The following is a 20898-nucleotide window of genomic DNA, read 5'->3' as shown; positions in this document are numbered from 1 at the left end:
GGCCGGCGTCACCGGCGGGCCTCCTCGTCGGCCCGGTCCACCGCCTCCGGGTGGCTGATCGGCCGGCTCGGTGCCGCCCGGTGGCGGACCAGGCTGGTCTCGCAGTGGTCGAGCCAGCGGACCTCGGCCTCGGCCTGGAAGATCATCGCGTCCAGCACCAGGCGCCAGGGCAGGTCCTCCGGCTTGTCACTGGCGTACTTCAACCGGGTGAACTCCTGCAGGGCCCGCATGGTGGCGCTGCGCTGGGTCTGCACCACCGCGCGGACGTCCACCCCGGGCGTGGTGAGGGCCAGGGCCAGCTTGATCGACAGCTCGTCGCGGGGCCGGTCGGCCCGGCTGATCGGGGTGGCGAACCAGAGGGCCAGGTCCGCCCGCCCGGCGTCGGTGATCTCGTACGGCCGCTGCCCGGCCTCGCTCTCCGGCAGCGAGTGGACCAGGCCGTCGCGCTCCAGCCGGGCCAGCGTCGTGTACACCTGCCCGATGTTCAGCGGCCAGGTCGACCCCGTCGACTCCTCGAACGAGGAGCGGAGCTGGTAGCCGTACATCTGGCCACGCTCGAGGAGGGCGAGCAGGCCGTGGCGGATGGACATGGCGAGGAGTATGCATACCTGGTATGCGGTCCGCAACCGCAGGGTTCCGCCGGGTGACCGGGGCCTCCGCTCAGGCCTGCCGGCCGGGGAACGGAACGGTGACCGGGGTCACCCCGGCGGTGCGCCGCCAGCGGGTGGCCCGCAGCGCGCAGTCGGTGAGCGCCGCGAGGGCCTTGTTCCGGTCCGCCCCGGTGGTGTGCGGCAGCGCCGCCCGCCAGTGGCCGGCGGTCCGCTCCTCGATCTCCACGGCCAGCTTGAGCGCGCTCGCCCGGTCCGTCACCGGGTAGGGCAGCGCGTAGCCGGCCCGGTCGGCGGGGACCTGGCCGCCGCCTCCGCTGAGCTGCAGGATGAGGGCGTCCCGGCGGGACCGGTGGGCCGCCTCGGCGGCGCGGGCGGCGGAGCGGGCCGCCTCGGTCAGGTGCACGCCGATCACCCCGTACGCCCAGATCGCCGCGTACTCGGCGGCGAGCGCGTCGCCGAGGGCCTGGGCCGGGCCGCTGGTCGGGGTCACCTCAACGCCTCCAGGTGGGTCGCGCGGGCCGCCGCGATCGAGCCGAGCAGCGCGGCCCGCTCGGCGGGCGCGGCGGCGCACGCCTTGGCGGCGTTCTCCCGCCCCTCCTGCTCGGCCTGCCGCAGCTCGGTCCGGACCGTGTCCGGGTCCACGGCGGCCGCGGTGGCTCCGGCGGCGGGGCTGCCGGACGGGGCCGGCCGCCCGATCACCTTGCGCAACTCCTCGGCGTGCGCCCGGTGCGCGTCGGCGATCGGGGTGAGCCGCTCGGCCAGCGCCGGGACGGCGGTGGCGGCGGCCCGGTAACGGGCCTCCAGCGCGGTGGCCTCGGCCGCGAGCGGCTCCAGCGGATCCGGGGGCCGGGACTCGTCGTCGCGGTCGAAAAGATCACAGCCGGTCAGCGGCACGGCCGCGCCGCCGAGGGCCACCAGCGCCCCGGCGCGCAGCAGCGCCCGCCGGGAATGCCCCGGTGCGCCCTGATTCGATGTCGTTCTGCCCGTGGCCACCGGACAAGTCAACACCATCTCGGCCGTCCTGTGGGCCAGAGGCGTCGGTGCGCCGACCGGGCCGCCGCCCGGCCCGCGCGTTACGCTCTGCGCAGCCACCGGGCGCGGATGCCCCGGTGGCGTGCCGGCATGGCGGGCCGACCGCCCTGTCCACACACCGACACGACGGGTCACCGCGCCCGTGGCAACAGCAGAGAGGTACGCCGAATGACGCAGCGTGGCCGTGCCGCCCGGTCGACGGGGCCCTCCGGGCGCCCCCGCCGGTCCGACGGCCTCCGTGGCGCGGACCGGGGCGGCGCACCCCGCGGCGACCTGAACGCGCGCCGGGCCCGGCTGCGCGAGGTGATCGAGCCGGTGGTCACCGCCGCCGGCTACGACCTGGAGGACCTCTCGGTGTCCCGCGCCGGCCGCCGGCACGTGGTCCGCGTGATCGTGGACGCCGACGGCGGGATCAACCTGGACGCCGTGGCGGACGTCTCCCGGGCGGTCTCGGCGGCGCTGGACGCCGCCGAGGAGGCCGGCGGGGACATCGTGGCCGGCGAGTACCAGCTCGAGGTCAGCTCGCCCGGCGTGGACCGCCCGCTCACCCTGCCCCGGCACTGGCGGCGCAACGCCGGCCGGCTGGTCAAGGTGACCGTCCGCGGCCCCGAGGGGGACCGGCAGGTCACCGGCCGGATCGCCGCCGCCGACGACGAGCGGGTGACGCTGGAGACCGACGCCGGCCGGGTGGAGCACCCGCACGCCGAGCTCGGGCCCGGCCGGGTCCAGGTGGAGTTCAGCCGCCTGGACGAGGTGGCCGACGAGGACTTCGGTGACGACACCGACATCGACGACGACGAAGATCTGGAGGACGAGGAGAGGTGAACATCGACCTCGCGGCGCTGCGCGCACTGGAGCGCGAGCGGGAGATCCCGTTCGACACGATCCTCGCGGCGATCGAGACCGCGCTGCTGACCGCCTACCGGCACACCGACGGCGCCGAGCCGCACGCCAGGGTGGAGATCGACCGCAAGACCGGGGCCGCCTCGGTGTACGCCCAGGAGGTGGACGCCGACGGCAGCGTGGTCCGGGAGTGGGACGACACCCCGCACGACTTCGGCCGGATCGCGGCCATGACCGCCAAGCAGGTGATCCTCCAGCGGCTGCGGGAGGCCACCGACGAGGTGCACTTCGGCGAGTACGTCGGCCGCGACGGCGACCTGGTCACCGGCGTGGTGCAGGCGCACGAGGCGCGGGCCGAGAAGGGCATCGTCAGCGTCGACCTGGGCAAGCTGGAGGGCGTCCTGCCCCAGTCCGAGCAGGTCCCCGGCGAGCGCTACGCGCACGGCGAGCGGATCCGCTGCGTCGTGGTGCACGTGGCCAAGGGAATGCGCGGCCCGCAGATCACGTTGTCCCGGTCGCACCCGGCCCTGGTGAAGAAGCTCTTCGCCCTGGAGGTCCCGGAGATCGCCGACGGCACCGTGGAGATCGGCGCCATCGCGCGTGAGGCAGGTCACCGGACGAAGATCGCGGTCCGCTCGACCGCTCCGGGGGTCAACGCCAAGGGCGCCTGCATCGGCCCGATGGGCCAGCGGGTCCGCGCGGTGATGAGCGAACTGCACGGCGAGAAGATCGACATCATCGACTGGTCGGACGACCCGGCCACCTTCGTCGGCAACGCGCTCTCGCCGGCCAAGGCGCTCCGGGTGGAGGTGGTCGACCTGGCCAGCCGGACCGCCCGGGTCACCGTGCCGGACTTCCAGCTCTCGCTGGCGATCGGGCGGGAGGGGCAGAATGCCCGGCTCGCGGCCCGGTTGACCGGTTGGCGGATCGACATCCGCTCCGACGCGGAGCAGAGCGGGGCGGCCGGCCGGGGCGGAGCTGATCACGTTCCCGAGGCGGGCGGCGCGATCTCGAGCAGCTAGGGGTAGACTTCCTCCAGTGGCACGACGCGCGCTGCCGGAGCGCACCTGTGTGGGCTGCCGGAAGCGAGCGCCGGCCAGCGAGTTGCTGCGGATAGTCGCGGTCGGTGACGAGGCTGGTCATTACAGCCTCCGGGCCGATCCGGCTCGCAGACTGCCGGGTCGGGGAGCGAACATGCACCCGGATCCGGCCTGCTTCGCGCAGGCGGTGCGGCGCCGCGCCTTCGGGCGGGCACTGCGCATCACCGGGGTCCTCGACCACGGTGCGCTCGCGGAGCACGTTGACGCGCAAACCCCGACGACCGGTCAACCCGACCGGTCGAGGGTCGCTAGCAAGGTAGGACGACCGACATGAGCACACGATGAAGTCCCTGAAATGACCAGGCTTCAAGTGCACGAGTGAGGTCGCTGCGGGTGCTGCCCGCACGACCTCGGAGTGAGGAGTGCAGTGGCAGGAAAGGCCCGCGTACACGAGCTCGCCAAGGAGCTCGGGGTCGAGAGTAAGACCGTTCTCGCCAAGCTCAAGGAGATGGGCGAGTTCGTGAAGTCCGCGTCCAGCACCGTCGAGGCGCCCGTCGCCCGGCGGCTGCGTGGCGCATTCGTCGCGTCCGCCGGTGGCGCGGCGGCGGCGGCCGCTCCGGCGGCGGCCGCCCCGAGCCCGGCGACGACCCCGACGCCGACCCCGACCCCGGGCGCCCCCCGGGTCTCGGCCAAGCCCATGCCGCCCCGGCGGCCGGCCGCGCCGACCCCTGGACCGAAGCCCAAGGGCCCGGTCCCCGGCCCGCCGCAGCCGGCGACCCCGGTCGCCAAGCCGGCGAGCGCGCACGACATCGAGGTGGCGGCCGCCGAGGCGCGCGCCGCCGCCCTCAAGGCTGAGCAGGAGGCCGCGGTCAAGGCCGCGCAGGCCGCCCGCCAGCAGCAGCGGGAGAACGTCCGCCGCGAGCCCCCGACCGAGGGTGGTCCCCGTCCGGGTCCGCGTCCGGGTCCGAACGCGGTGCCGCCGCGTCCGGGTGCCCCGGCCGCCGGTCGCCCCGGTGGCCCGACCCCGGGCCCGGGTGCCCGTCCGGGCGGTCGTCCGCCGGCGCGCGGCGCCGGCAACAACCCGTTCGGTATCCAGGGTGGCCAGCAGCAGCGGCCCCCGGCCGCCGGTGCCGGCGGTCCCCGGCCGGGCCCGGCGGGCATGCCGCCGCGGCCCAGCCCGGCCTCCATGCCGCCCCGGCCCAGCCCGGCCTCCATGCCGAGCCAGCGGCCGACGACGGGTCGCCCCGGCGGTCCCGGCGGCGGTCGTGGCGGTCCCGGTGGCGGCGCGGGTCGTCCCGGTGGCGGCGGCGGCTTCCGCGGCGGTCCCGGTGGCGGTGGCGGTGGCGGTGGTTACCGCGGCGGTCCCGGTGGCGGTGGCGGCGGCGGTGGCTTCCGCGGCGGTCCCGGTGGCGGCGGTGGCGCTCCCGGTGGCGGTTTCCGCCCGGGTGCCCCGGCCGGCGGCGGTGGCCGTCCGGGTGGTGGCGGTCGTGGCCGTGGCGGTGGCGCCGCGGGTGCCTTCGGGCGTCCGGGTGGCCGGCCGACCCGTGGCCGCAAGTCGAAGAAGCAGCGCAGACAGGAGTTCGACAACCTGTCGGCCCCGACCATGTCCTCGGGTGCCCCCCGGGGTCAGGGCCAGGTCGTCCGGTTGTCCCGTGGCGCCTCGCTGTCGGACTTCGCCGACAAGATCAACGCCAACCCGGGTTCGCTGGTCCAGGAGATGTTCAACCTGGGCGAGATGGTGACCGCGACCCAGTCGTGCTCCGACGACACCCTGCTGCTGCTGGGTGAGCACCTCGGCTTCGACGTGCAGATCGTCAGCCCGGAGGACGAGGACCGCGAGCTGCTCGCGCAGTTCAACATCGACCTCGACGCCGTGGTGTCGGAGGACCGCCTGGTCAGCCGTGCGCCGGTGGTGACCGTCATGGGTCACGTCGACCACGGTAAGACCAAGCTGCTCGACGCGATCCGCAAGGCGAACGTCGTGGCCGGCGAGGCGGGTGGCATCACCCAGCACATCGGCGCCTACCAGGTCCACGTCCCGCACGAGGGCGAGGACCGCGCGGTGACCTTCATCGACACCCCGGGTCACGAGGCGTTCACCGCCATGCGTGCCCGTGGTGCGCAGGTGACGGACATCGTGATCCTGGTGGTGGCGGCCGACGACGGCGTGATGCCGCAGACCATCGAGGCGCTCAACCACGCCAAGGCGGCGGACGTGCCGATCGTGGTCGCGGTCAACAAGGTCGACAAGCCGGAGGCGAACCCGGACAAGGTCCGCCAGCAGCTGACCGAGTACGGCCTGGTCGCCGAGGAGTACGGCGGCGACACCATGTTCGTCAACGTGGCGGCCAAGCCCGGCATCGGCATCGAGGAGCTTCTCGAGGCCGTGCTGCTGACCGCCGACGCGTCGCTGGAGCTGACCGCTCCGATCGACGGGCCGGCGCAGGGTGTCGCCATCGAGGCGCACCTGGACAAGGGCCGTGGTGCGGTGGCGACCGTGCTGGTGCAGAAGGGCACCCTCCGGGCCGGCGACTCGATCGTCGCCGGTGGGGCGCACGGCCGGGTCCGGGCCATGCTGGACGAGAACGGCAAGCCGGTCGACGAGGCCGGGCCGGCGCGTCCGGTCATGGTGCTGGGTCTGACCACGGTGCCGGGTGCGGGTGACACCTTCCTGGCCGCCGAGGACGACCGGACCGTGCGGCAGATCGCCGAGCAGCGGCAGGCGCGACGGCGGGCGGCGGCATTCGCCAACTCCCGTGGCCGGGCCACCCTCGAGACGCTCATGGAGCAGCTCAAGGAGGGCGAGAAGACCTCGCTCAACCTGGTGCTCAAGGGCGACGTCTCCGGTTCCGTGGAGGCCCTCGAGGACGCGCTGTTCAACCTCGACATCCCGGAGGAGGTCCAGCTTCGGATCATCCACCGGGGCGTGGGTGCGATCACCGAGAGCGACGTCATGCTCGCGAGCGCCTCGTCCGAGGCGGTCACGATCATCGGCTTCAACGTGCGGGCCGCCAACAAGGTCCGCGAGATCGCCGACCGCGAGGGCGTGGAGATCCGGTACTACACGGTCATCTACCAGGCCATCGAGGAGATCGACGCCGCGCTCAAGGGTCTGCTCAAGCCGGAGTACGAGGAGGTCGAGCTGGGCACCGCGGAGATCCGCGACGTCTTCCGCTCGTCCAAGATCGGCAACATCTCCGGCTGTATCGTCCGGTCCGGCCTCATCCGCCGCAACGCCAAGGCGCGGCTGCTGCGGGACGGGGCGGTCGTGGCGGACAACCTCACGATCAGCTCCCTGAAGCGGTTCAAGGACGACGCGACCGAGGTCCGCGAAGGCTTCGAGTGTGGTCTGACGCTGGGCGGTTTCAACAACGTCCAGGTCGGCGACATCATCGAGACCTTCGAGATGCGGGAGAAGCCGCGCGCCTGAGCGGTGTGAACGACGGCGACGGCCGGGGCCTGCGGGCCCCGGCCGTCGCCGTTTCCGCAGGCTGCGACAATCTCGGGCGTGCTCAGGTACGCGCTGCTCCTCGCCCCCTCCGCCAACCGCGTCTACGCCGACGCCGCCGGCCGGCTGGCCCGCGCCGAGCTGACCGTGTTCGCCGGGTCGGGGGTGCTCGACGCGCCGCCGGTCGACGCCGCGGTGGAGCGGATCGGCGGGGTGGAGTATCTGACCTTCTCGGCCCCGGAGCCCGGCCCGGGCGCCCGGGACCTGGCCCACCTGGCCAACCTGTCGGCGGCGTACGCGCTCTTCGAGCGGGTGGGCGACGACCTGCTCCGGCCGGTGCCGCTGCACCCCCTGGCCCGGTACGACTCCGACCTCATCACCATCCCGAAGTACGCCGGCAAGACCAACGAGCAGTTCACCCGGCTGCTGCTCAACGTCACCCTGCTGGCGTCGGCCTCGGCGCCCCGAATGCTGGACGGGCCGGTCGTGGTCCTCGACCCGCTCTGCGGCCGGGGCACCACCCTCAACCAGGCGCTCATGTACGGCTACGACGGCATCGGCGTGGAGCACGACGGCAAGGACGTCGACGCGTACGCGGCGTTCCTGCGTACCTGGCTGCGGCGCAAGCGCCTCAAGCACACCGCCGAGACGGTGCCGGTGCGGCGGGACCGGAAGCTCGTGGCCCGGCGCTTCGAGGCGGTGATCGCGCCGTCCCGGGACGCGCACCGGGCCGGGGCGACCCAGCGGGTCACCGTGCTGCACGCCGACACGACCCGGGCCCGCGAGGTGCTCCGCCCCCGCTGCGCCGACGTGATCGTCACCGACGCGCCGTACGGGGTGGCCCACGGCAGCCGCACCGACGCCGGACTGTCCCGCAGCCCGCTGGACCTGCTCACCGCCGCCGTGCCGGTCTGGCGGGAACTGCTGCGCCCCGGCGGGGCGCTGGGACTGTCCTGGAACACCCACGTGGCCCCGCGGGCGGCCGCCGAGGCGGTGCTGGCCGGCGCCGGCCTGCGGGTGGTGGACGGGCCCGGCTGGCAGGATCTCGCGCACCGGGTCGACCAGGCGATCGAACGGGACGTGCTGGTGGCGGTCGCGCCCGCGGAAAACGGGTGACCGGGGCGGCGAGCCTGCCGTACCGTTGCTCGCCGTGTACACCGGAACCGCGCAATTCGACCTGTTGCTCCCGGGGGACTCCCGGTCCCTGAAAACCAAGCGGTCGTACGTCCGGCCGATCGTCGCGGCGCTGCGCCGGTACGAGGTGTCCGCCGCCGAGGTGGGTGCGCTCGACCTGCACGGCCGGACGCAGATCGGGGTGGCCGTGGTGGCCGCCGAGCCGGCACACGTCCGCGAGGTGCTCGACTCCTGCGAGCGGCTGGTGGCCGCCCGTCCGGAGGTCGAGCTGCTGTCGGTCCGCCGCCGCCTGCACGGCGCGGAGGACTGAGCCGGCGGTCGCCGCCGGCACCGGTGGCCCCGCGCGGGGGCGGCGATCGCGCGGGTAATGTTCGAGATGTTGGGCGGTCGGACCCGGCGGCGCCCGCGCCGTCGTCTCCGGCCGTCGTGGGAAGCAGGAAGCCCTGGAGGTGGGGGACATGACGGATCCGGCCAAGGTACGCCGGCACGCGGAGCGCATCCGTGAACTGGTCGCGTCGGTGGTGCGGAGCCAGATCAAGGACCCCCGGCTCGGCATGATCACCATCACCGACGCCCGGATCACCGCCGACCTGCGCGACGCCACCGTCTTCTACACGGTGCTCGGCGACGCGGCCGCCCAGGCCAGCACCGCCGCCGCCCTGGAGAGCGCCAAGGGCATGCTGCGCAGCACCGTGGGCAAGGCGCTCGGGCTGCGCCACTCGCCGACCCTGGCCTTCGTCCTCGACGACGTGCAGGACCAGGTCAAGCACATCGACGACCTGCTCGCGGCGGCCCGCACCGCCGACGCCGAGGTGCAGCGCCTGGCCGCCGGGGCCCAGTACGCGGGCGAGGCCCAGCCGTACCGGGTGGAGGACGAGGACGCCGAGGTCGAGGACGAGGAGACCGGGGACGACGAGCCGCGCGGCGGCGACCGCCGGTGACCGGTTCCGCCGCGGGCGGCCCGCCGGCCGGTGCCGGCCCGACCGACACCGACTGGGCGGCCGCCGTCGCGGCGGTACGCGGGCTCCCCGCCGGCGCGCGGGTGCTGCTCGTCTGCCACGTCAACCCGGATGGCGACGCGCTGGGCAGCATGCTCGGCTTCGGGCTGGGCCTGCGCCGGCTGGGCGTACGGCAGCTCCAGGCGACCTTCCCCGGGCCGCTGGAGGTGCCCGAGCCGTTCCGCTGGCTGCCCGGGTCCGACCTGCTGGTGGCGCAGGACGACGCGTACCCGGATCCGGACCTGATGATCTGCTTCGACGCGGCGAGCGAGTCGCGGCTGGGCGACCTGGTCGACCGGCTGGACAAGGCGGGCGCCGCGCTGGTGCTGGACCATCACGCCTCGAACACCGGGTTCGGCGGCATCCACCTGGTGGATCCGCACGCGGCGGCCACCTCGGTGGTCGCCCTCGGGCTGCTCGACCGGCTCGGGGTGGCGCTGGACGCGGAGATCGCGGCCTGCCTCTACGTGGCGCTGAGCACCGACACCGGCTCGTTCCGCTTCGAGGCCACCACGCCGGCCGTGCACGAGCTGGCGGCCCGGCTGCTGGCCACCGGCATCCGGCCGGGGGAGATCTCCCGGAAGATCTTCGACACCCGGCCGTTCGGCGCGGTCCGCCTCTTCGGCGAGGTGGTGGGCCGGGCCCGGCTGGAGCCGGCGGCCGCCGCCGGCCACGGGCTGGTCTGGACCTACGCCACCCGCGACGACCTGGCCCGGCACGACCAGCCGGCCTACGTGCTGGAGGCCCTGATCGACTCGGTGCGCTGCACCGCCGAGGCGGACGTCAGCTGCGTGGTCAAGCAGGCCGGCGACGCCGAGTGGGCGGTCTCGCTGCGCAGCAAGGGCGCGGTCGACGTGAGCCAGGTGGCCATGGCGCTCGGCGGCGGCGGGCACCGGTTCGCGGCCGGGTTCACCGGGCGGGGCACGGTCGACGAGGTGGTCGACCGCATCCGCGCCGAACTCCCCGGCGCACTCCTGCCCGCCTGACCCACCCTGGGGTGAGAACCGGGGGTGACTCCGGGGCGTGCCGGTCTTCCCGCGTTCCGTGACGCTGGGGACAATCGGGTGATGGATCACCCCCGTGAGCTCACCGTCGAGGCGCCCCGGGCCTGGGACCGGCCGGTCGTCTCCGTGCCGGTGTTCATCTGCCTCTCCCTGGTCGGCGGGCAGCTGCCCTCCTTCTCCACCGCGGCCAACCTCTACACCCTGGGCACCGGCGGGGCGTTGATCTGGGTCGGGCTGAGCAACCGGGTGCCGCCCCGGCGGCCGGCACCGCGGCGGCTGCCGTCCGGCGCGCTCTGGTGGCTGCTGCCGGTCACCGTCTTCGGGATGCTGGAGGGCGCGACCTTCGTGCTGTCGGTGGGCGACGAGTTCCCCACCTTCTCCCGGCTGGCCGACCCGATGCTGGAGGACCAACTGGTCCGCTCGGCGGCCTGGTTCGCCTGGCTCACCGCCTTCTGGGGACTGGTGCGCCGATGATGCGCGCCCTGGCCATCGGCGGTTTCCTGGCCGCGCTGCTGCTCTTCGCGGCCGTCGAGTGGGCCGCCCGGCGGGAGGGCTCGCGGATCCCGTCCCTGGCCGACGTCTGCGCCTTCGTGATGCGCTACGAGGTCGGCCCGGTGCCGGTCGGGCGGATCGGCCTGTTCGGTTTCTGGTGGTGGCTGGGCTGGCACTTCCTGGCCCGCTGAGCCGCGCCGCCCCCCACCCGTCTGCTGTCCGTATCGCGGGAACAGTGGGCAGCATGTGGAAAGTGAACGTTAATTTGGGTGGGGGCCGGCGCTTCGGCGCTGGTCACGGGCGGTGGTGCCACACCCGGTGCCGCCTCCCTCCAGGGTCAGACCGACCCGGGCTCACGCTGCCAGGGAGCCGCTCCGGTGATCCCGGACCGCGCTGCCGGCGCTCAGCAGGCCGACGGCTCCAGGCCGCGGCGCGACGGCGGTCGCGCCGGGTCGGCGCGTCGGTGCCCAGCAGGGCCGCCGTGCTTCGGTGGTCCGCACCCTGGAAGGGACATCCCATGGCGACCAAGCGCAAGCCGCAGACCGAGAACACCACCGACGAGGCGCGCGAGCAGATGCGCCGCGCACTGCAGACCTCGATGGACACCCGTCAGTGACGGTGGCCGCCCGGCGGTGACGCCGCTCGCGCCCGCGGATCTTCTCCGCCCTCCGAGCCACCGCCCCCACTCTCCCGCCGCCTCGTCGATCATGAAGTTGACGGCGGTCTGGATCTCCGAAACTGCCGCCAACCTCATGATCGACGCGGGGGCCCGCGCGGGGCGGTAAGTGGTGGGTGGGATTGCGTTCCTTACGGGGGGCGTGTCAGGATCGGCGGCGATGAGTCAGACCGTCGCCTCCGCCGCCCAGTCCGCCACGGCTCGGCGGATCGCCGCGCTCGCCCTGCCGGCCCTCGTGGTGCTCGCCGCCGAGCCGCTCTACGTGCTGGTCGACACGGCCGTGGTCGGGCACCTGGGCCGCGTTCCGCTCGCCGCGCTCGCCGTCGGCGGCACGGTGCTGACGCTGACCGCCTGGCTCGGCACCGTCGTCGCGTACGGCACCACGGGGCGGTCGGCCCGGCGGTTCGGGGCGGGTGACCGGGCCGCCGCGGTGGCCGAGGGCGTGCAGGCGTCGTGGCTCGCCCTGAGCGTCGGCGTGCTGGTGGCGCTCGCCATGCAGGTCGGCGGCGGGTGGCTGGCGCGTACCCTCGTCGGCGGCCCCGGCGAGGTGGCCGACGCCGCCGCGACCTGGCTGCGGATCGCGGCGCTCGGCGCGCCCGGCCTGCTGCTCGCGGCGGCCGGCAACGGCTGGCTGCGCGGCATCCAGGACACCCGCCGGCCGCTGCTCTTCGTGCTCGGCCCCAACCTGCTCTCCGCGCTGCTCTGCCCGCTGCTGGTCTACCCGGCCGGGCTGGGCCTGGCCGGCTCGGCGGTGGCGAACGCCGTGGCGCAGACCGTCTCCGGCGGCCTCTTCGCGGCCGCCCTGGTCCGCGAGCGGGTCCCGCTGCGTCCCCGGCCCCGGCTGATCGGCCAGCAGTTGACGCTCAGCCGCGACCTGCTCATCCGGGGCGTCGCCTTCCAGGCCAGCTTCCTGTCCGCGACCGCCGTGGCCGCCCGGTTCGGCGCCGCCGCGGTCGGCGCGCACCAGATCGCCGTACAGCTCTGGTTCTTCACCGCCCTGGTGCTGGACGCCCTGGCGATCGCCGCGCAGTCCCTGATCGGCGCGGCGCTCGGCGCCGGCGACGCCGCCGCGGCGCGCGCCCTCGCCCGGCGGATCGCCCTGCTCGGCGGCCTCTGCGGCGTGGCGTTCGCGGTGCTCATCGCCGCCGGCGCCGGCCTGGTGCCGTCGTGGTTCAGCTCCGATCCGCAGGTGCGCGAGCAGGCCATGGTGGCCTGGCCCTGGTTCGTCGCGCTCCAGCCGATCGGCGGCGTGGTGTTCGCCCTCGACGGCGTGCTGATCGGCGCGGGGGACGTCCGCTACCTGCGCAACCTGACCATCGTGGCGGCGCTGGGCGGCTTCCTGCCGGCCATCTGGCTGGCCTACGGGCTCGACCTCGGGCTGGGCGGGATCTGGGCCGGGCTGACCCTGTTCGTGGTGCTCCGGCTGGTCGCCCTGCTGCTGCGGCTGCGCTCGGGCGGCTGGGCGGTGGTCGGCGCGGTCCGCTGACCGGCTCAGCAGGTGTCCGGGAGGTCCAGCGTCGTGGCGGGGTCGAAGACCGCGACCGGGTCCGGGCCGTCCGGGCCGCCGAAGCCGCTCGTGCCCAGGGCGAGCAGCCCCTTCTCGAAGGCCGCGCAGTCGACGTTGGCGGTGTACGAGTTCGCGTCCTCGATCCACAGCCCGTTCGAGCCGCGCTCGACGTCGTCGGGATGCGGCATGCTCCAGACCACCGTGTCGTGCACGACGACCAGCCCGTCGCCCGGCACGGTGCTGCTGGTCTGGAAGGCGTACGACCAGACGAAGTTGGTGGTCACCGCCAGGATGCGGATGCCGTCGGCGTCCTTGGTGGCCCGGTAGCTGATCCGACCCTTCACCCTGGGCTGGTCGGCGGTGAGCCGGGCGCCGGGCGCCAGCCGGCTGGCGTACGCGGCGAAGGTGTCGGATGCGAAGCTCTTGCGCAGGCCGGCGCGGGAGTCCCGGGCGAACTGCCGGACCAGCGGCTCCGGGTCGTCCGTGGTCATGAACCGGCGGTCCAGCCGGGCGGTCACCAGGACCATCCGGACCTTCGCCAGCGCGGCCGCCACCTGCTTCTCGGTGAACGGGCCGGTCCGCTTCGCGGCCGGCAGCGCGATCCCCGCCTGCCCCTGCGGGAACCCGGCGGCCGGGGTGCCGTCGAAGGGGCCGGACGTCCGGGGCGGCGCGGCGGACGTGGCGGCCGGTGCGCCGGTCGGCGGGCCGAACGTCGGGTACACCACCGGCCGCCCGCCGGAGGACGGCATCGACACCAGGACAGCCCCGCCGATCACCCCGACGAAGGCGAGCAGCAGCAGCGCCGTCGCGCCGGTCAGCAGCGACCCGGAGTGCCGGCTCAGCCAGCCCCGCGGCCCGTCGCCGCGCCTCGGATCGACCGCGCCGGGCGGCGGCTGGCGCGGCCACTCCGGCGCGGCCGGCGGTCCCGGCCGGTGGCCGGGCGTGGGCGCGGGGTGGCGCGGTGGTGCGGAGTCCGGCCGGTCGTCGGTCATCGCGGCCTCCGGTCAGGAGTGGGCGAGATGTCAGTGAGTGTCCCACCTTGTCGGTCAGCGCGGTAGTCCCCGCCGGGGGTCAGCAGGTGTCCGGGACGTCGAGGGTGCGGTCGGGGTCGAAGACGGCGTCCGGATCCGGGTCCGCCGGTCCGCCGTAGCTGGGGCTGCCCACGTCGAGCAGGCCCTTGTCGAACGCCGCGCAGTCGATGTTGGAGCCGTACGAGTCGGCCTTCTCGATCCAGAGCCCGTTGGAGCCGCTCCGCACGTCGCCGGGGTGCGGCACGCTCCAGACCACCGTGTCGTGCACCACGACCACCCCGTCGCCGGGCAGCCCACCGGTGGTCCGGAAGGCGTACGCCCAGACGAAGTTGCTGGTGATCTCCAGGATCCGGATGTCCTGGGCGTCCTTCGCGGCCCGGTAGCTGATCCGCCCCTTCACGCGCGGCTGGTCGGCGGTGATCCGCGCTCCCGGCGCCAGCCGGGTGGCGTAGGTGGCGAAGGTGTCGGAGGTGAAGTCGCGACGCAGGTCGGCCCGGGCGTCCGGCGCGAACTGCCGCAGCAGCCGGTCCGGGTCCTTCGAGGTGATGAAGGACCGGTCCAGCCGGCTGGTCACCAGCGCCTTGCGGACCTTGGTCAGCGCGGCGGCCACCTGCTTCTCCGTGAACGGTCCGGTCCGCTTCGCGGCGGGCAGGGCGATTCCCGCCGCGCCTTCCGGGAAGTCGGCGGCCGGCGTGCCGTCGAAGGCGCCGGCCGCCGGGGGCGGCGACGCCGACGAGACGGCCTGCTCGCCGACGGGCTGGCTGATCGTCGGGTACGCGGCCGGCGGGTCCGCCCACCGCTGGAAGGCCCGGTAGCCGCCGGTGGCGACCAGCCCGAAGAAGGCGACCAGCAGCAGGGCCGCGGCGCCGCCGAGCAGCCGGCCCGAGTGGCCGCCCAGCCAGATGCGCAGCCGGTCGGAGCGGTCCGGCTCGGCCGCCACGGCCGGCTGGCGGAGCCAGTCGGGGACCGTTCCCAGCCCGTCGGCGGGCGGGTACGGCTGGTCGGGGCGGCGGAGTTCGGGGGGCGGTGGGTATTCGGTCATCTCAGTTCCCAGGTTCTTCAGGTGTGGGGGTGGTCGGGCCGGCAGGGAGCCGGACGTGCCGGTTCAGCAGGTGTCCGGGATGTCCAGCGAGCGGTCGGGGTCGTAGAGGGAGTCGCGGTCCGGTGCGGGGGTGGCGACCGGTGTCCCCTCGCGCGGCGTGCCGACGTCGAGCAGCCCCTTGGCCGAGGCCGCGCAGTCGATGTTCGCGGCGTACGAGCGCATGTCGTGGAGCCAGAGACCGCGCGCGCCGGACCGGACGTCACCCGGGTGGGGCACCTCCCAGACCAGCGTGTCGTGCACGACCACCACGCCGTCGCCGGGCACGACCCGCGGGCCGTGGAAGGCGTACGCCCAGACGAAGTTGGTGGTCACCCGGAGCACCCGGATCCCCTGGTCGTCCCGGGTCGCCCGGTAGGTGATCCGGCCCTTCACCCGGGGCTGGTCCGGCAGCAGCCGGGCCCCGGGCGCCAGCCGGGTCGCGAGGTTGGCGAAGGTGGCGTCCGCGTCCTCCCGCACGTAGCGGCGGGCGTCCGGGGCGAACTGCCGCACCAGCCGCTCCCGGTCCTTCGCCGTCATGAACGCGCGGTCGAGCCGGGCGGTCACCAGGGCGGTCCGGATCTTCGTGAGCGCGGCCGACACCTGCGTCGCCGTGAAGCCGCCGGTCGCCTTCGCCGGGGGCAAGGCGATCCCGGCCGCGCCCTCCGGGAAAGCGGCCGCGGGGGTGCCGTCGAACGGCCCGGCGGTCGGTGGCGGGGACGCCGCGGTGGTGGCCTGGATGCCGGCGGGCGGGCTCACCGTCGGGTACGCCCGGGGCTGCTCGGCGGGGCGCCGGACGTACCGGTAGCCGGCCGTGCCGAGGTACGCCAGCAGTGCGAGCACCAGCACCGTGCCGACGCCGAGGCGCAGCCGGCGGGCGTGCCGGCCGAGCCAGATGCGCAGCCGGGTGGCCGGGCCGACCCGGATCTCCCGCTCCAGTTGGCGTACCCAGTCGGGGATCTCCTCCGGGCCGCTCCGGGAGTGTCGGTCGAGCCGCGGTGGCTCCGGGGTGGGGTCGTCGCTGCTCATCGTGCTTCCCGGGCAGGAGTGGGGCGAGGGGCGCATGATCTTGACACCCGGGTCGATCAGGGCGGTATCCCCCGCAGGGCCGATCGCGCCGTCTGGCAGGCTTGGCGGTCGTGAGCGCAGACGGTCTGATCGTGGTCGACAAGCCCGGCGGCATGACGTCGCACGACGTGGTGGCCCGGATCCGGCGGCTGGCCCGGACCCGGCGGGTGGGGCACGGCGGCACGCTGGACCCGATGGCCACCGGCGTGCTGGTGATCGGGGTGGGCCGGGCCACCCGGCTGCTCACCTACGTGATCGGCGCCGGCAAGAGCTACACCGCGACGATCCGGCTCGGCCAGGCGACGGTCACCGACGACGCCGAGGGCGACGTGATCGCCACCACCCCGGCCGGCACGGTCACCGACGAGGCGGTGCGCGCCGCGCTCGCCGCGCTCACCGGCGAGGTCGACCAGGTGCCCAGCGCGGTCAGCGCCATCAAGATCAACGGGCAGCGGGCGTACAAGCGGGTGCGCGAGGGGGAGAGCGTCGACCTGCCGGCCCGGCGGGTCACCATCTCCCGGCTGGACGTGCTGGCGATCCGCCGGGACACCCCGGACGTGGTGGACGTGGACGTGGACGTGACCTGTTCGTCCGGGACGTACATCCGGGCCATCGCCCGGGACGCGGGCCTCGCGCTCGGGGTCGGCGGTCACCTCACCGCGCTGCGCCGCACCGCGGTCGGCGGGTTCGCCCTGGCCGAGGCGGCCACCCTCGACGCACTGGAGCAGCGCGCGCCCGAGGTGGTGAACCTGCCGCTGGACGCGGCCGCCGACCGGTTCTTCCCGCGTCGGGACGCCACGCCGGAGGAGGCGAAGACGCTGTCCCACGGCGGGCCGCTGGACCCGGCCGGCATCGCCGGGCCGTACGCGGTCTTCGGCCCGGACGGCGGGCTGATCGCTATCGTCAGCGAGCGGGACGGGCGGGCCCGCGCGGAGATCGTGCTGGCCCCCGCCTGACGGCGCGGGGGCGGACAGGGGAGGAGCGGCATGCAGCGGTGGCGGGGGTACGAGGCGGCGCCCGGCGGCTGGGGGCGTTCGGTGGTCACCATCGGCGTCTTCGACGGCGTGCACCAGGGTCACCAGGCGACCATCGGCCACGCCGTGGCGCGCGCCCGCGAGCTGGGCGTCAAGTCGGTGGTGGTGACCTTCGACCCGCACCCGGCCGAGGTGGTGCGCCCCGGCTCGCACCCGGCCGTGCTCACCGAGCCGGCCCGCAAGGCGGAGCTGATCGAGGCGCTCGGCGTCGACGTGCTTTGCGTGGTGCCGTTCACCCCGGAGTTCTCCCGGCTGCCGGCCGAGGCGTTCGTGCACGACATCCTGGTCGAGCACCTGCACGCCGCGCTGGTGGTGGTCGGCGCCAACTTCCGGTTCGGGCACCGGGCGGCCGGCGACGTGGCGCTGCTGGAGCGGCTGGGCCGCACCTTCGGCTTCGGCGTGGAGGGCGCCCCGCTGGTGGCGGAGGCGGGCACGGTCTTCTCCTCGACGTACATCCGTTCCTGCGTCGACGCGGGTGACGTGGCCGCGGCGGCCGCCGCGCTGGGCCGCCCGCACCGGGTCGAGGGCGTGGTGGTCCGCGGGGACCAGCGCGGGCGCGAGCTGGGCTACCCCACCGCCAACCTGCTGACCCACCGGTACGCGGCGGTCCCCGCCGACGGGGTGTACGCGGCCCGGCTCGTGCGCCGCGGTGGGGAGCCCCTCGCGGCGGCGGTGTCCATCGGCACCAACCCGACCTTCTCCGGCCGGGAGCGCCGGGTGGAGGCGTACGCGCTGGACTTCACCGGCGACCTGTACGGCGAGCGGCTGGCCCTGGACTTCGTGGCGCACCTGCGGGAACAACGGACGTACGACGCGATCGAGCCGTTGGTGGCCCAGATCGCCGAGGACGTGGAGCGGACCCGCCGGGCGGTCGGCTGAGCGTGCCGGACCCGGCCGGCCGGCCGGTTCGCGGCCCTTCACCGGGCGGCTCCCCGCCGGGCTGGTAGTCTGGCGGGGACGTCGGCTGACCGACGTGGGGCCTCGCGTGCCTGCACGACGCCGCGGGTGCGAGGAACCGGTCCGTTCCCCGGTCACTCCGACCGATCCGACGGACCTCATCGAACGTTCCACGAAACAGGGAGAACATGGCGCTCGACCAGGAAGCCAAGGCCAAGATCCGTGCGGAGTACGCGACCGCCGAGGGCGACACCGGTTCGCCGGAGGTGCAGGTCGCGGTCCTCACCAAGCGGATCGCCGAGCTCACCGAGCACCTGAAGGTGCACAAGCACGACCACCACAGCCGCCGCGGGCTGCTGCTGCTGGTCGGCCGTCGCCGTCGGCTGCTCAACTACGTCCAGAAGAAGGACATCAACCGCTACCGGTCGCTCATCGAGCGGCTCGGCCTGCGCCGATGACGTGACGGGGGAGTGGCCACTCGGCCGCTCCCCCGTTCCGGTACCACCGAAGAACCCGGCCGCGCGACAACCCGAGAGGGAGCCGGTCAGCACCGGTCTCCGGTAGTGGCCCCCGGACATCCCGGCATCATGCCGGCCACCCGGGCGCTTCGATCGAAGACCGGCCGCCTGAGCAGTTCCCCGTGTCGTCGGCCGACGACGCGAAGGAGCACCACAGCACATGACCGAGACGAACCTCGGCACCGAATCCCGCACCGCCGTGATCGACAACGGGTCGTTCGGCACCCGCGAGATCACCTTCTCCACCGGCCGGCTGGCCCGTCAGGCCGCCGGCTCCGTCATCGCCCAGCTCGGCGAGACGGTCGTCCTCTCCGCCACCACCGCCGGCAAGCAGCCCCGGGAGCAGTTCGACTTCTTCCCGCTGACCGTCGACGTCGAGGAGCGGATGTACGCCGCGGGCCGGATCCCCGGCTCGTTCTTCCGCCGCGAGGGCCGGCCCAGCGAGGACGCCATCCTCACCTGCCGGCTGATCGACCGGCCGCTGCGCCCGTCGTTCGTCAAGGGCCTGCGCAACGAGGTCCAGGTCGTCGAGACCGTGCTGGCGCTCGACCCGCAGCACCCGTACGACGTGGTGGCGATCAACGCCGCCTCGATGTCCACCAAGCTCTCCGGCCTGCCGTTCTCCGGCCCGATCGGCGCCACCCGGGTCGCGCACGTCGACGGCCAGTGGGTCGCCTTCCCGACCCTGGAGGAACTGGCCCGGGCCACCTTCGACATGGTCGTGGCCGGCCGGGCGCTGCCCGACGGCGACGTCGCGATCATGATGGTCGAGGCCGAGGCGACGCCGAACGCCGTGGCCCTGATCTCGGACGGCGCCACCGCCCCGACCGAGGAGATCGTGGCCAGCGGCCTGGAGGCCGCCAAGCCGGCGATCCGCGAGCTGTGCCGCGCGCAGAGCGAGCTGGCCGAGGTTGCCGCCAAGCCGGTCGCCGAGTTCCCGGTCTTCCTGGACTACCAGGACGACGCCTACGAGGCGGTGGCCGACGTGGCCCGCGTCGAGGTCGCCGAGGCCCTGAAGATCGCCGGCAAGGCCGACCGCGAGGAGGCCCTGGACCGGGTCAAGGCCCGGGTCGCCGAGGAGCTGGGCGCGCGCTTCGAGGGCCGCGAGAAGGAGCTCTCCGCCGCCTTCCGGTCGCTGACCAAGTCCGAGGTCCGCAACCGGGTGCTGCGCGAGCAGGTCCGCATCGACGGCCGCGGCCCGCGCGACATCCGTCCGCTGACCGCCGAGGTCGGCGTGCTGCCGCGGGTGCACGGCTCGGCGCTGTTCGAGCGGGGCGAGACCCAGATCCTGGGCGTCACCACGCTGAACATGCTGCGCATGGAGCAGATGGTGGACACCCTGTCCCCCGAGAACCGCAAGCGCTACATGCACAACTACAACTTCCCGCCGTACTCGACCGGTGAGACCGGCCGGGTCGGCTCGCCGAAGCGGCGCGAGATCGGCCACGGCGCTCTCGCCGAGCGGGCGCTGATCCCGGTGCTGCCGTCGCGCGAGGAGTTCCCGTACGCCATCCGGCAGGTCTCCGAGGCGCTCGGCTCCAACGGCTCCACCTCGATGGGCTCGGTCTGCGCCTCGACGCTGGGCCTGCTCTCGGCCGGTGTGCCGCTGAAGGCGCCGGTCGCCGGCATCGCCATGGGCCTCATCTCCGACGAGGTCGACGGCAAGACCCAGTACGTGACGCTGACCGACATCCTCGGCGCCGAGGACGCGTTCGGCGACATGGACTTCAAGGTCGCCGGCACGCGAGACTTCGTCACCGCGCTCCAGCTCGACACCAAGCTCGACGGCATCCCGTCGGACGTGCTGGCCGCCGCGCTCCAGCAGGCGAACGAGGCCCGGCAGACCATCCTGGACGTGATGCAGCGGGCCATCGAGGCGCCGGCCGAGATGTCGGACTACGCCCCGCGGGTCACCACGGTGAAGATCCCGGTCGACAAGATCGGCATGGTGATCGGCCCGAAGGGCCAGACCATCAACGCCATCCAGGACGAGACCGGCGCCGAGATCTCCATCGAGGACGACGGCACCATCTACGTCGGCGCGACCAACGGCCCGTCGGCCCAGGCCGCGGTCGAGCGGATCAACGCGATCGCCAACCCGACGCTGCCGAAGGTCGGCGACCGGTTCCTCGGCACCGTGGTGAAGACCGCCGCGTTCGGCGCCTTCATCTCGCTGCTCCCGGGCCGCGACGGCCTGCTGCACATCTCCAAGGTGGGCGACGGCAAGCGGGTCGAGAAGGTCGAGGACTTCCTCAACGTCGGCGACAAGGTCGAGGTCGAGATCGCCGACATCGACCAGCGCGGCAAGATCTACCTGGACAAGGTCCGCCCGGAGGGCGCCGAGGCGCCCGCCGCCGGCGAGGCCGCCGAAGGAGGCGAGCGGCCGGCCGGCAGTCGATCAGCTCGGTGTCCGGCCGGACCGTGTAGCCGACCGGGTGGAACCACTTGCCGGAGAAGTTCACCCGGCTGCCGTGGGTCAGGTGCCCG

At 74.4% G+C, this 20898-nt stretch carries 21 protein-coding genes; 15 read left to right on the top strand and 6 right to left on the bottom strand.

Features of this window, described 5'->3' with window-relative positions; translation table 11 throughout:
• Nucleotides 1–8: 8 nt before the first annotated feature.
• The 3 genes from ABZV78_RS06930 to ABZV78_RS06920 all read right to left on the bottom strand — a co-directional run bounded on the left by ABZV78_RS06930 (nucleotide 9) and on the right by ABZV78_RS06920 (nucleotide 1547).
• Complete coding sequence (locus ABZV78_RS06930; protein WP_355636052.1) at nucleotides 9–590, bottom strand: PadR family transcriptional regulator; 582 nt, start codon at nucleotides 588–590, stop codon at nucleotides 9–11.
• A gap of 70 nt (nucleotides 591–660) precedes the next feature.
• Complete coding sequence (locus tag ABZV78_RS06925) at nucleotides 661–1101, bottom strand: ferritin-like domain-containing protein (RefSeq protein WP_355636050.1); 441 nt, start codon at nucleotides 1099–1101, stop codon at nucleotides 661–663.
• On the bottom strand, nucleotides 1098–1547 hold the full coding sequence (locus ABZV78_RS06920) for a hypothetical protein (RefSeq protein ID WP_355636164.1): 450 nt from the start codon (nucleotides 1545–1547) through the stop codon (nucleotides 1098–1100). Before ABZV78_RS06920 ends, ABZV78_RS06925 begins: the two co-directional genes overlap by 4 nt.
• Nucleotides 1548–1811: 264 nt before the next feature.
• On the opposite strand from ABZV78_RS06920, the gene rimP reads away from it, so the two are divergent.
• The 11 genes from rimP to ABZV78_RS06865 all read left to right on the top strand — a co-directional run bounded on the left by rimP (nucleotide 1812) and on the right by ABZV78_RS06865 (nucleotide 12764).
• Nucleotides 1812–2468 (top strand): ribosome maturation factor RimP, encoded by a 657-nt coding sequence (gene rimP, locus ABZV78_RS06915; RefSeq protein ID WP_355636048.1) that lies wholly within the window; start codon nucleotides 1812–1814, stop codon nucleotides 2466–2468.
• A complete protein-coding gene (gene nusA, locus ABZV78_RS06910) occupies nucleotides 2465–3508 on the top strand; it encodes a transcription termination factor NusA (RefSeq protein WP_355636047.1) in 1044 nt (347 codons plus the stop codon). Before rimP ends, nusA begins: the two co-directional genes overlap by 4 nt.
• Before the next feature lie 16 nt (nucleotides 3509–3524).
• Nucleotides 3525–3860 carry a YlxR family protein gene (locus ABZV78_RS06905; protein ID WP_355636045.1) on the top strand — a complete coding sequence of 112 codons (336 nt, stop codon included), beginning with the start codon at nucleotides 3525–3527 and terminating at the stop codon, nucleotides 3858–3860.
• A gap of 93 nt (nucleotides 3861–3953) precedes the next feature.
• Nucleotides 3954–6956, top strand: a complete 3003-nt coding sequence (gene infB, locus ABZV78_RS06900) for a translation initiation factor IF-2 (protein ID WP_355636043.1) — start codon at nucleotides 3954–3956, stop codon at nucleotides 6954–6956.
• 78 nt (nucleotides 6957–7034) lie between these two features.
• The gene (locus ABZV78_RS06895; RefSeq protein ID WP_355636041.1) at nucleotides 7035–8090 is read left to right on the top strand and encodes an SAM-dependent methyltransferase; all 1056 of its coding nucleotides are present in this window, start codon (nucleotides 7035–7037) and stop codon (nucleotides 8088–8090) included.
• Between the two features lie 34 nt (nucleotides 8091–8124).
• Nucleotides 8125–8418, top strand: coding sequence for a DUF503 domain-containing protein (locus ABZV78_RS06890; protein ID WP_355636039.1), 294 nt, complete (start codon nucleotides 8125–8127; stop codon nucleotides 8416–8418).
• A 148-nt stretch (nucleotides 8419–8566) separates the two neighbouring features.
• A complete protein-coding gene (rbfA, locus tag ABZV78_RS06885) occupies nucleotides 8567–9049 on the top strand; it encodes a 30S ribosome-binding factor RbfA (RefSeq protein ID WP_355636037.1) in 483 nt (160 codons plus the stop codon).
• A complete protein-coding gene (locus ABZV78_RS06880) occupies nucleotides 9046–10092 on the top strand; it encodes a bifunctional oligoribonuclease/PAP phosphatase NrnA (protein WP_355636035.1) in 1047 nt (348 codons plus the stop codon). Before rbfA ends, ABZV78_RS06880 begins: the two co-directional genes overlap by 4 nt.
• 81 nt (nucleotides 10093–10173) lie before the next feature.
• Nucleotides 10174–10584 (top strand): hypothetical protein, encoded by a 411-nt coding sequence (locus tag ABZV78_RS06875; protein ID WP_355636033.1) that lies wholly within the window; start codon nucleotides 10174–10176, stop codon nucleotides 10582–10584.
• Complete coding sequence (locus ABZV78_RS06870; RefSeq protein WP_172968016.1) at nucleotides 10584–10793, top strand: DUF6186 family protein; 210 nt, start codon at nucleotides 10584–10586, stop codon at nucleotides 10791–10793. The genes ABZV78_RS06875 and ABZV78_RS06870 overlap by 1 nt, the downstream gene beginning before the upstream one ends.
• A 645-nt stretch (nucleotides 10794–11438) precedes the next feature.
• Nucleotides 11439–12764, top strand: a complete 1326-nt coding sequence (locus ABZV78_RS06865) for an MATE family efflux transporter (protein ID WP_355636031.1) — start codon at nucleotides 11439–11441, stop codon at nucleotides 12762–12764.
• A 5-nt stretch (nucleotides 12765–12769) separates the two neighbouring features.
• On the opposite strand, the gene ABZV78_RS06860 is transcribed toward ABZV78_RS06865, so the two are convergent.
• The 3 genes from ABZV78_RS06860 to ABZV78_RS06850 all read right to left on the bottom strand — a co-directional run bounded on the left by ABZV78_RS06860 (nucleotide 12770) and on the right by ABZV78_RS06850 (nucleotide 15923).
• Complete coding sequence (locus ABZV78_RS06860) at nucleotides 12770–13777, bottom strand: hypothetical protein (RefSeq protein WP_355636029.1); 1008 nt, start codon at nucleotides 13775–13777, stop codon at nucleotides 12770–12772.
• Between the two features lie 79 nt (nucleotides 13778–13856).
• Nucleotides 13857–14858: a hypothetical protein gene (locus ABZV78_RS06855; RefSeq protein ID WP_355636027.1), complete on the bottom strand. Its 1002-nt coding sequence runs from the start codon at nucleotides 14856–14858 to the stop codon at nucleotides 13857–13859.
• A 63-nt stretch (nucleotides 14859–14921) separates the two neighbouring features.
• Nucleotides 14922–15923: a hypothetical protein gene (locus tag ABZV78_RS06850; protein WP_355636025.1), complete on the bottom strand. Its 1002-nt coding sequence runs from the start codon at nucleotides 15921–15923 to the stop codon at nucleotides 14922–14924.
• 110 nt (nucleotides 15924–16033) lie between these two features.
• On the opposite strand from ABZV78_RS06850, the gene truB reads away from it, so the two are divergent.
• The 4 genes from truB to ABZV78_RS06830 form a co-directional block, all read left to right on the top strand.
• The gene (truB, locus tag ABZV78_RS06845; RefSeq protein WP_355636023.1) at nucleotides 16034–16918 is read left to right on the top strand and encodes a tRNA pseudouridine(55) synthase TruB; all 885 of its coding nucleotides are present in this window, start codon (nucleotides 16034–16036) and stop codon (nucleotides 16916–16918) included.
• Nucleotides 16919–16948: 30 nt separating this feature from the next.
• Entirely contained in the window at nucleotides 16949–17875 is a 927-nt protein-coding gene (locus ABZV78_RS06840) for a bifunctional riboflavin kinase/FAD synthetase (protein ID WP_355636021.1), read from the top strand.
• Nucleotides 17876–18081: 206 nt separating this feature from the next.
• Nucleotides 18082–18351: a 30S ribosomal protein S15 gene (rpsO, locus tag ABZV78_RS06835; protein WP_043962418.1), complete on the top strand. Its 270-nt coding sequence runs from the start codon at nucleotides 18082–18084 to the stop codon at nucleotides 18349–18351.
• A gap of 220 nt (nucleotides 18352–18571) precedes the next feature.
• A partial coding sequence (locus ABZV78_RS06830) for a polyribonucleotide nucleotidyltransferase (RefSeq protein WP_355636020.1) occupies nucleotides 18572–20898 on the top strand: 2327 nt, incomplete at its 3' end.

It is taken from the genome of Micromonospora sp. NPDC004540 (assembly GCF_040610095.1).
Taxonomy (GTDB): Bacteria; Actinomycetota; Actinomycetes; order Mycobacteriales; family Micromonosporaceae; genus Micromonospora.
The sequence above is the reverse complement of the archived record's forward strand: the minus strand, read 5'-3'. Positions and strand labels throughout refer to the sequence as shown.

Bases quoted from the DNA above. Each gene is read 5' to 3' on its own strand.
- ABZV78_RS06930 (WP_355636052.1), bottom strand. From the start codon at position 590: ATGTCCATCCGCCACGGCCTGCTCGCCCTCCTCGAGCGTGGCCAGATG.
- rimP (WP_355636048.1), top strand. From the start codon at position 1,812: ATGACGCAGCGTGGCCGTGCCGCCCGGTCGACGGGGCCCTCCGGGCGC.
- rbfA (WP_355636037.1), top strand. From the start codon at position 8,567: ATGACGGATCCGGCCAAGGTACGCCGGCACGCGGAGCGCATCCGTGAA.
- ABZV78_RS06875 (WP_355636033.1), top strand. From the start codon at position 10,174: ATGGATCACCCCCGTGAGCTCACCGTCGAGGCGCCCCGGGCCTGGGAC.
- ABZV78_RS06870 (WP_172968016.1), top strand. From the start codon at position 10,584: ATGCGCGCCCTGGCCATCGGCGGTTTCCTGGCCGCGCTGCTGCTCTTC.
- ABZV78_RS06865 (WP_355636031.1), top strand. From the start codon at position 11,439: ATGAGTCAGACCGTCGCCTCCGCCGCCCAGTCCGCCACGGCTCGGCGG.
- ABZV78_RS06860 (WP_355636029.1), bottom strand. From the start codon at position 13,777: ATGACCGACGACCGGCCGGACTCCGCACCACCGCGCCACCCCGCGCCC.
- ABZV78_RS06855 (WP_355636027.1), bottom strand. From the start codon at position 14,858: ATGACCGAATACCCACCGCCCCCCGAACTCCGCCGCCCCGACCAGCCG.
- ABZV78_RS06850 (WP_355636025.1), bottom strand. From the start codon at position 15,923: ATGAGCAGCGACGACCCCACCCCGGAGCCACCGCGGCTCGACCGACAC.
- ABZV78_RS06840 (WP_355636021.1), top strand. From the start codon at position 16,949: ATGCAGCGGTGGCGGGGGTACGAGGCGGCGCCCGGCGGCTGGGGGCGT.
- rpsO (WP_043962418.1), top strand. From the start codon at position 18,082: ATGGCGCTCGACCAGGAAGCCAAGGCCAAGATCCGTGCGGAGTACGCG.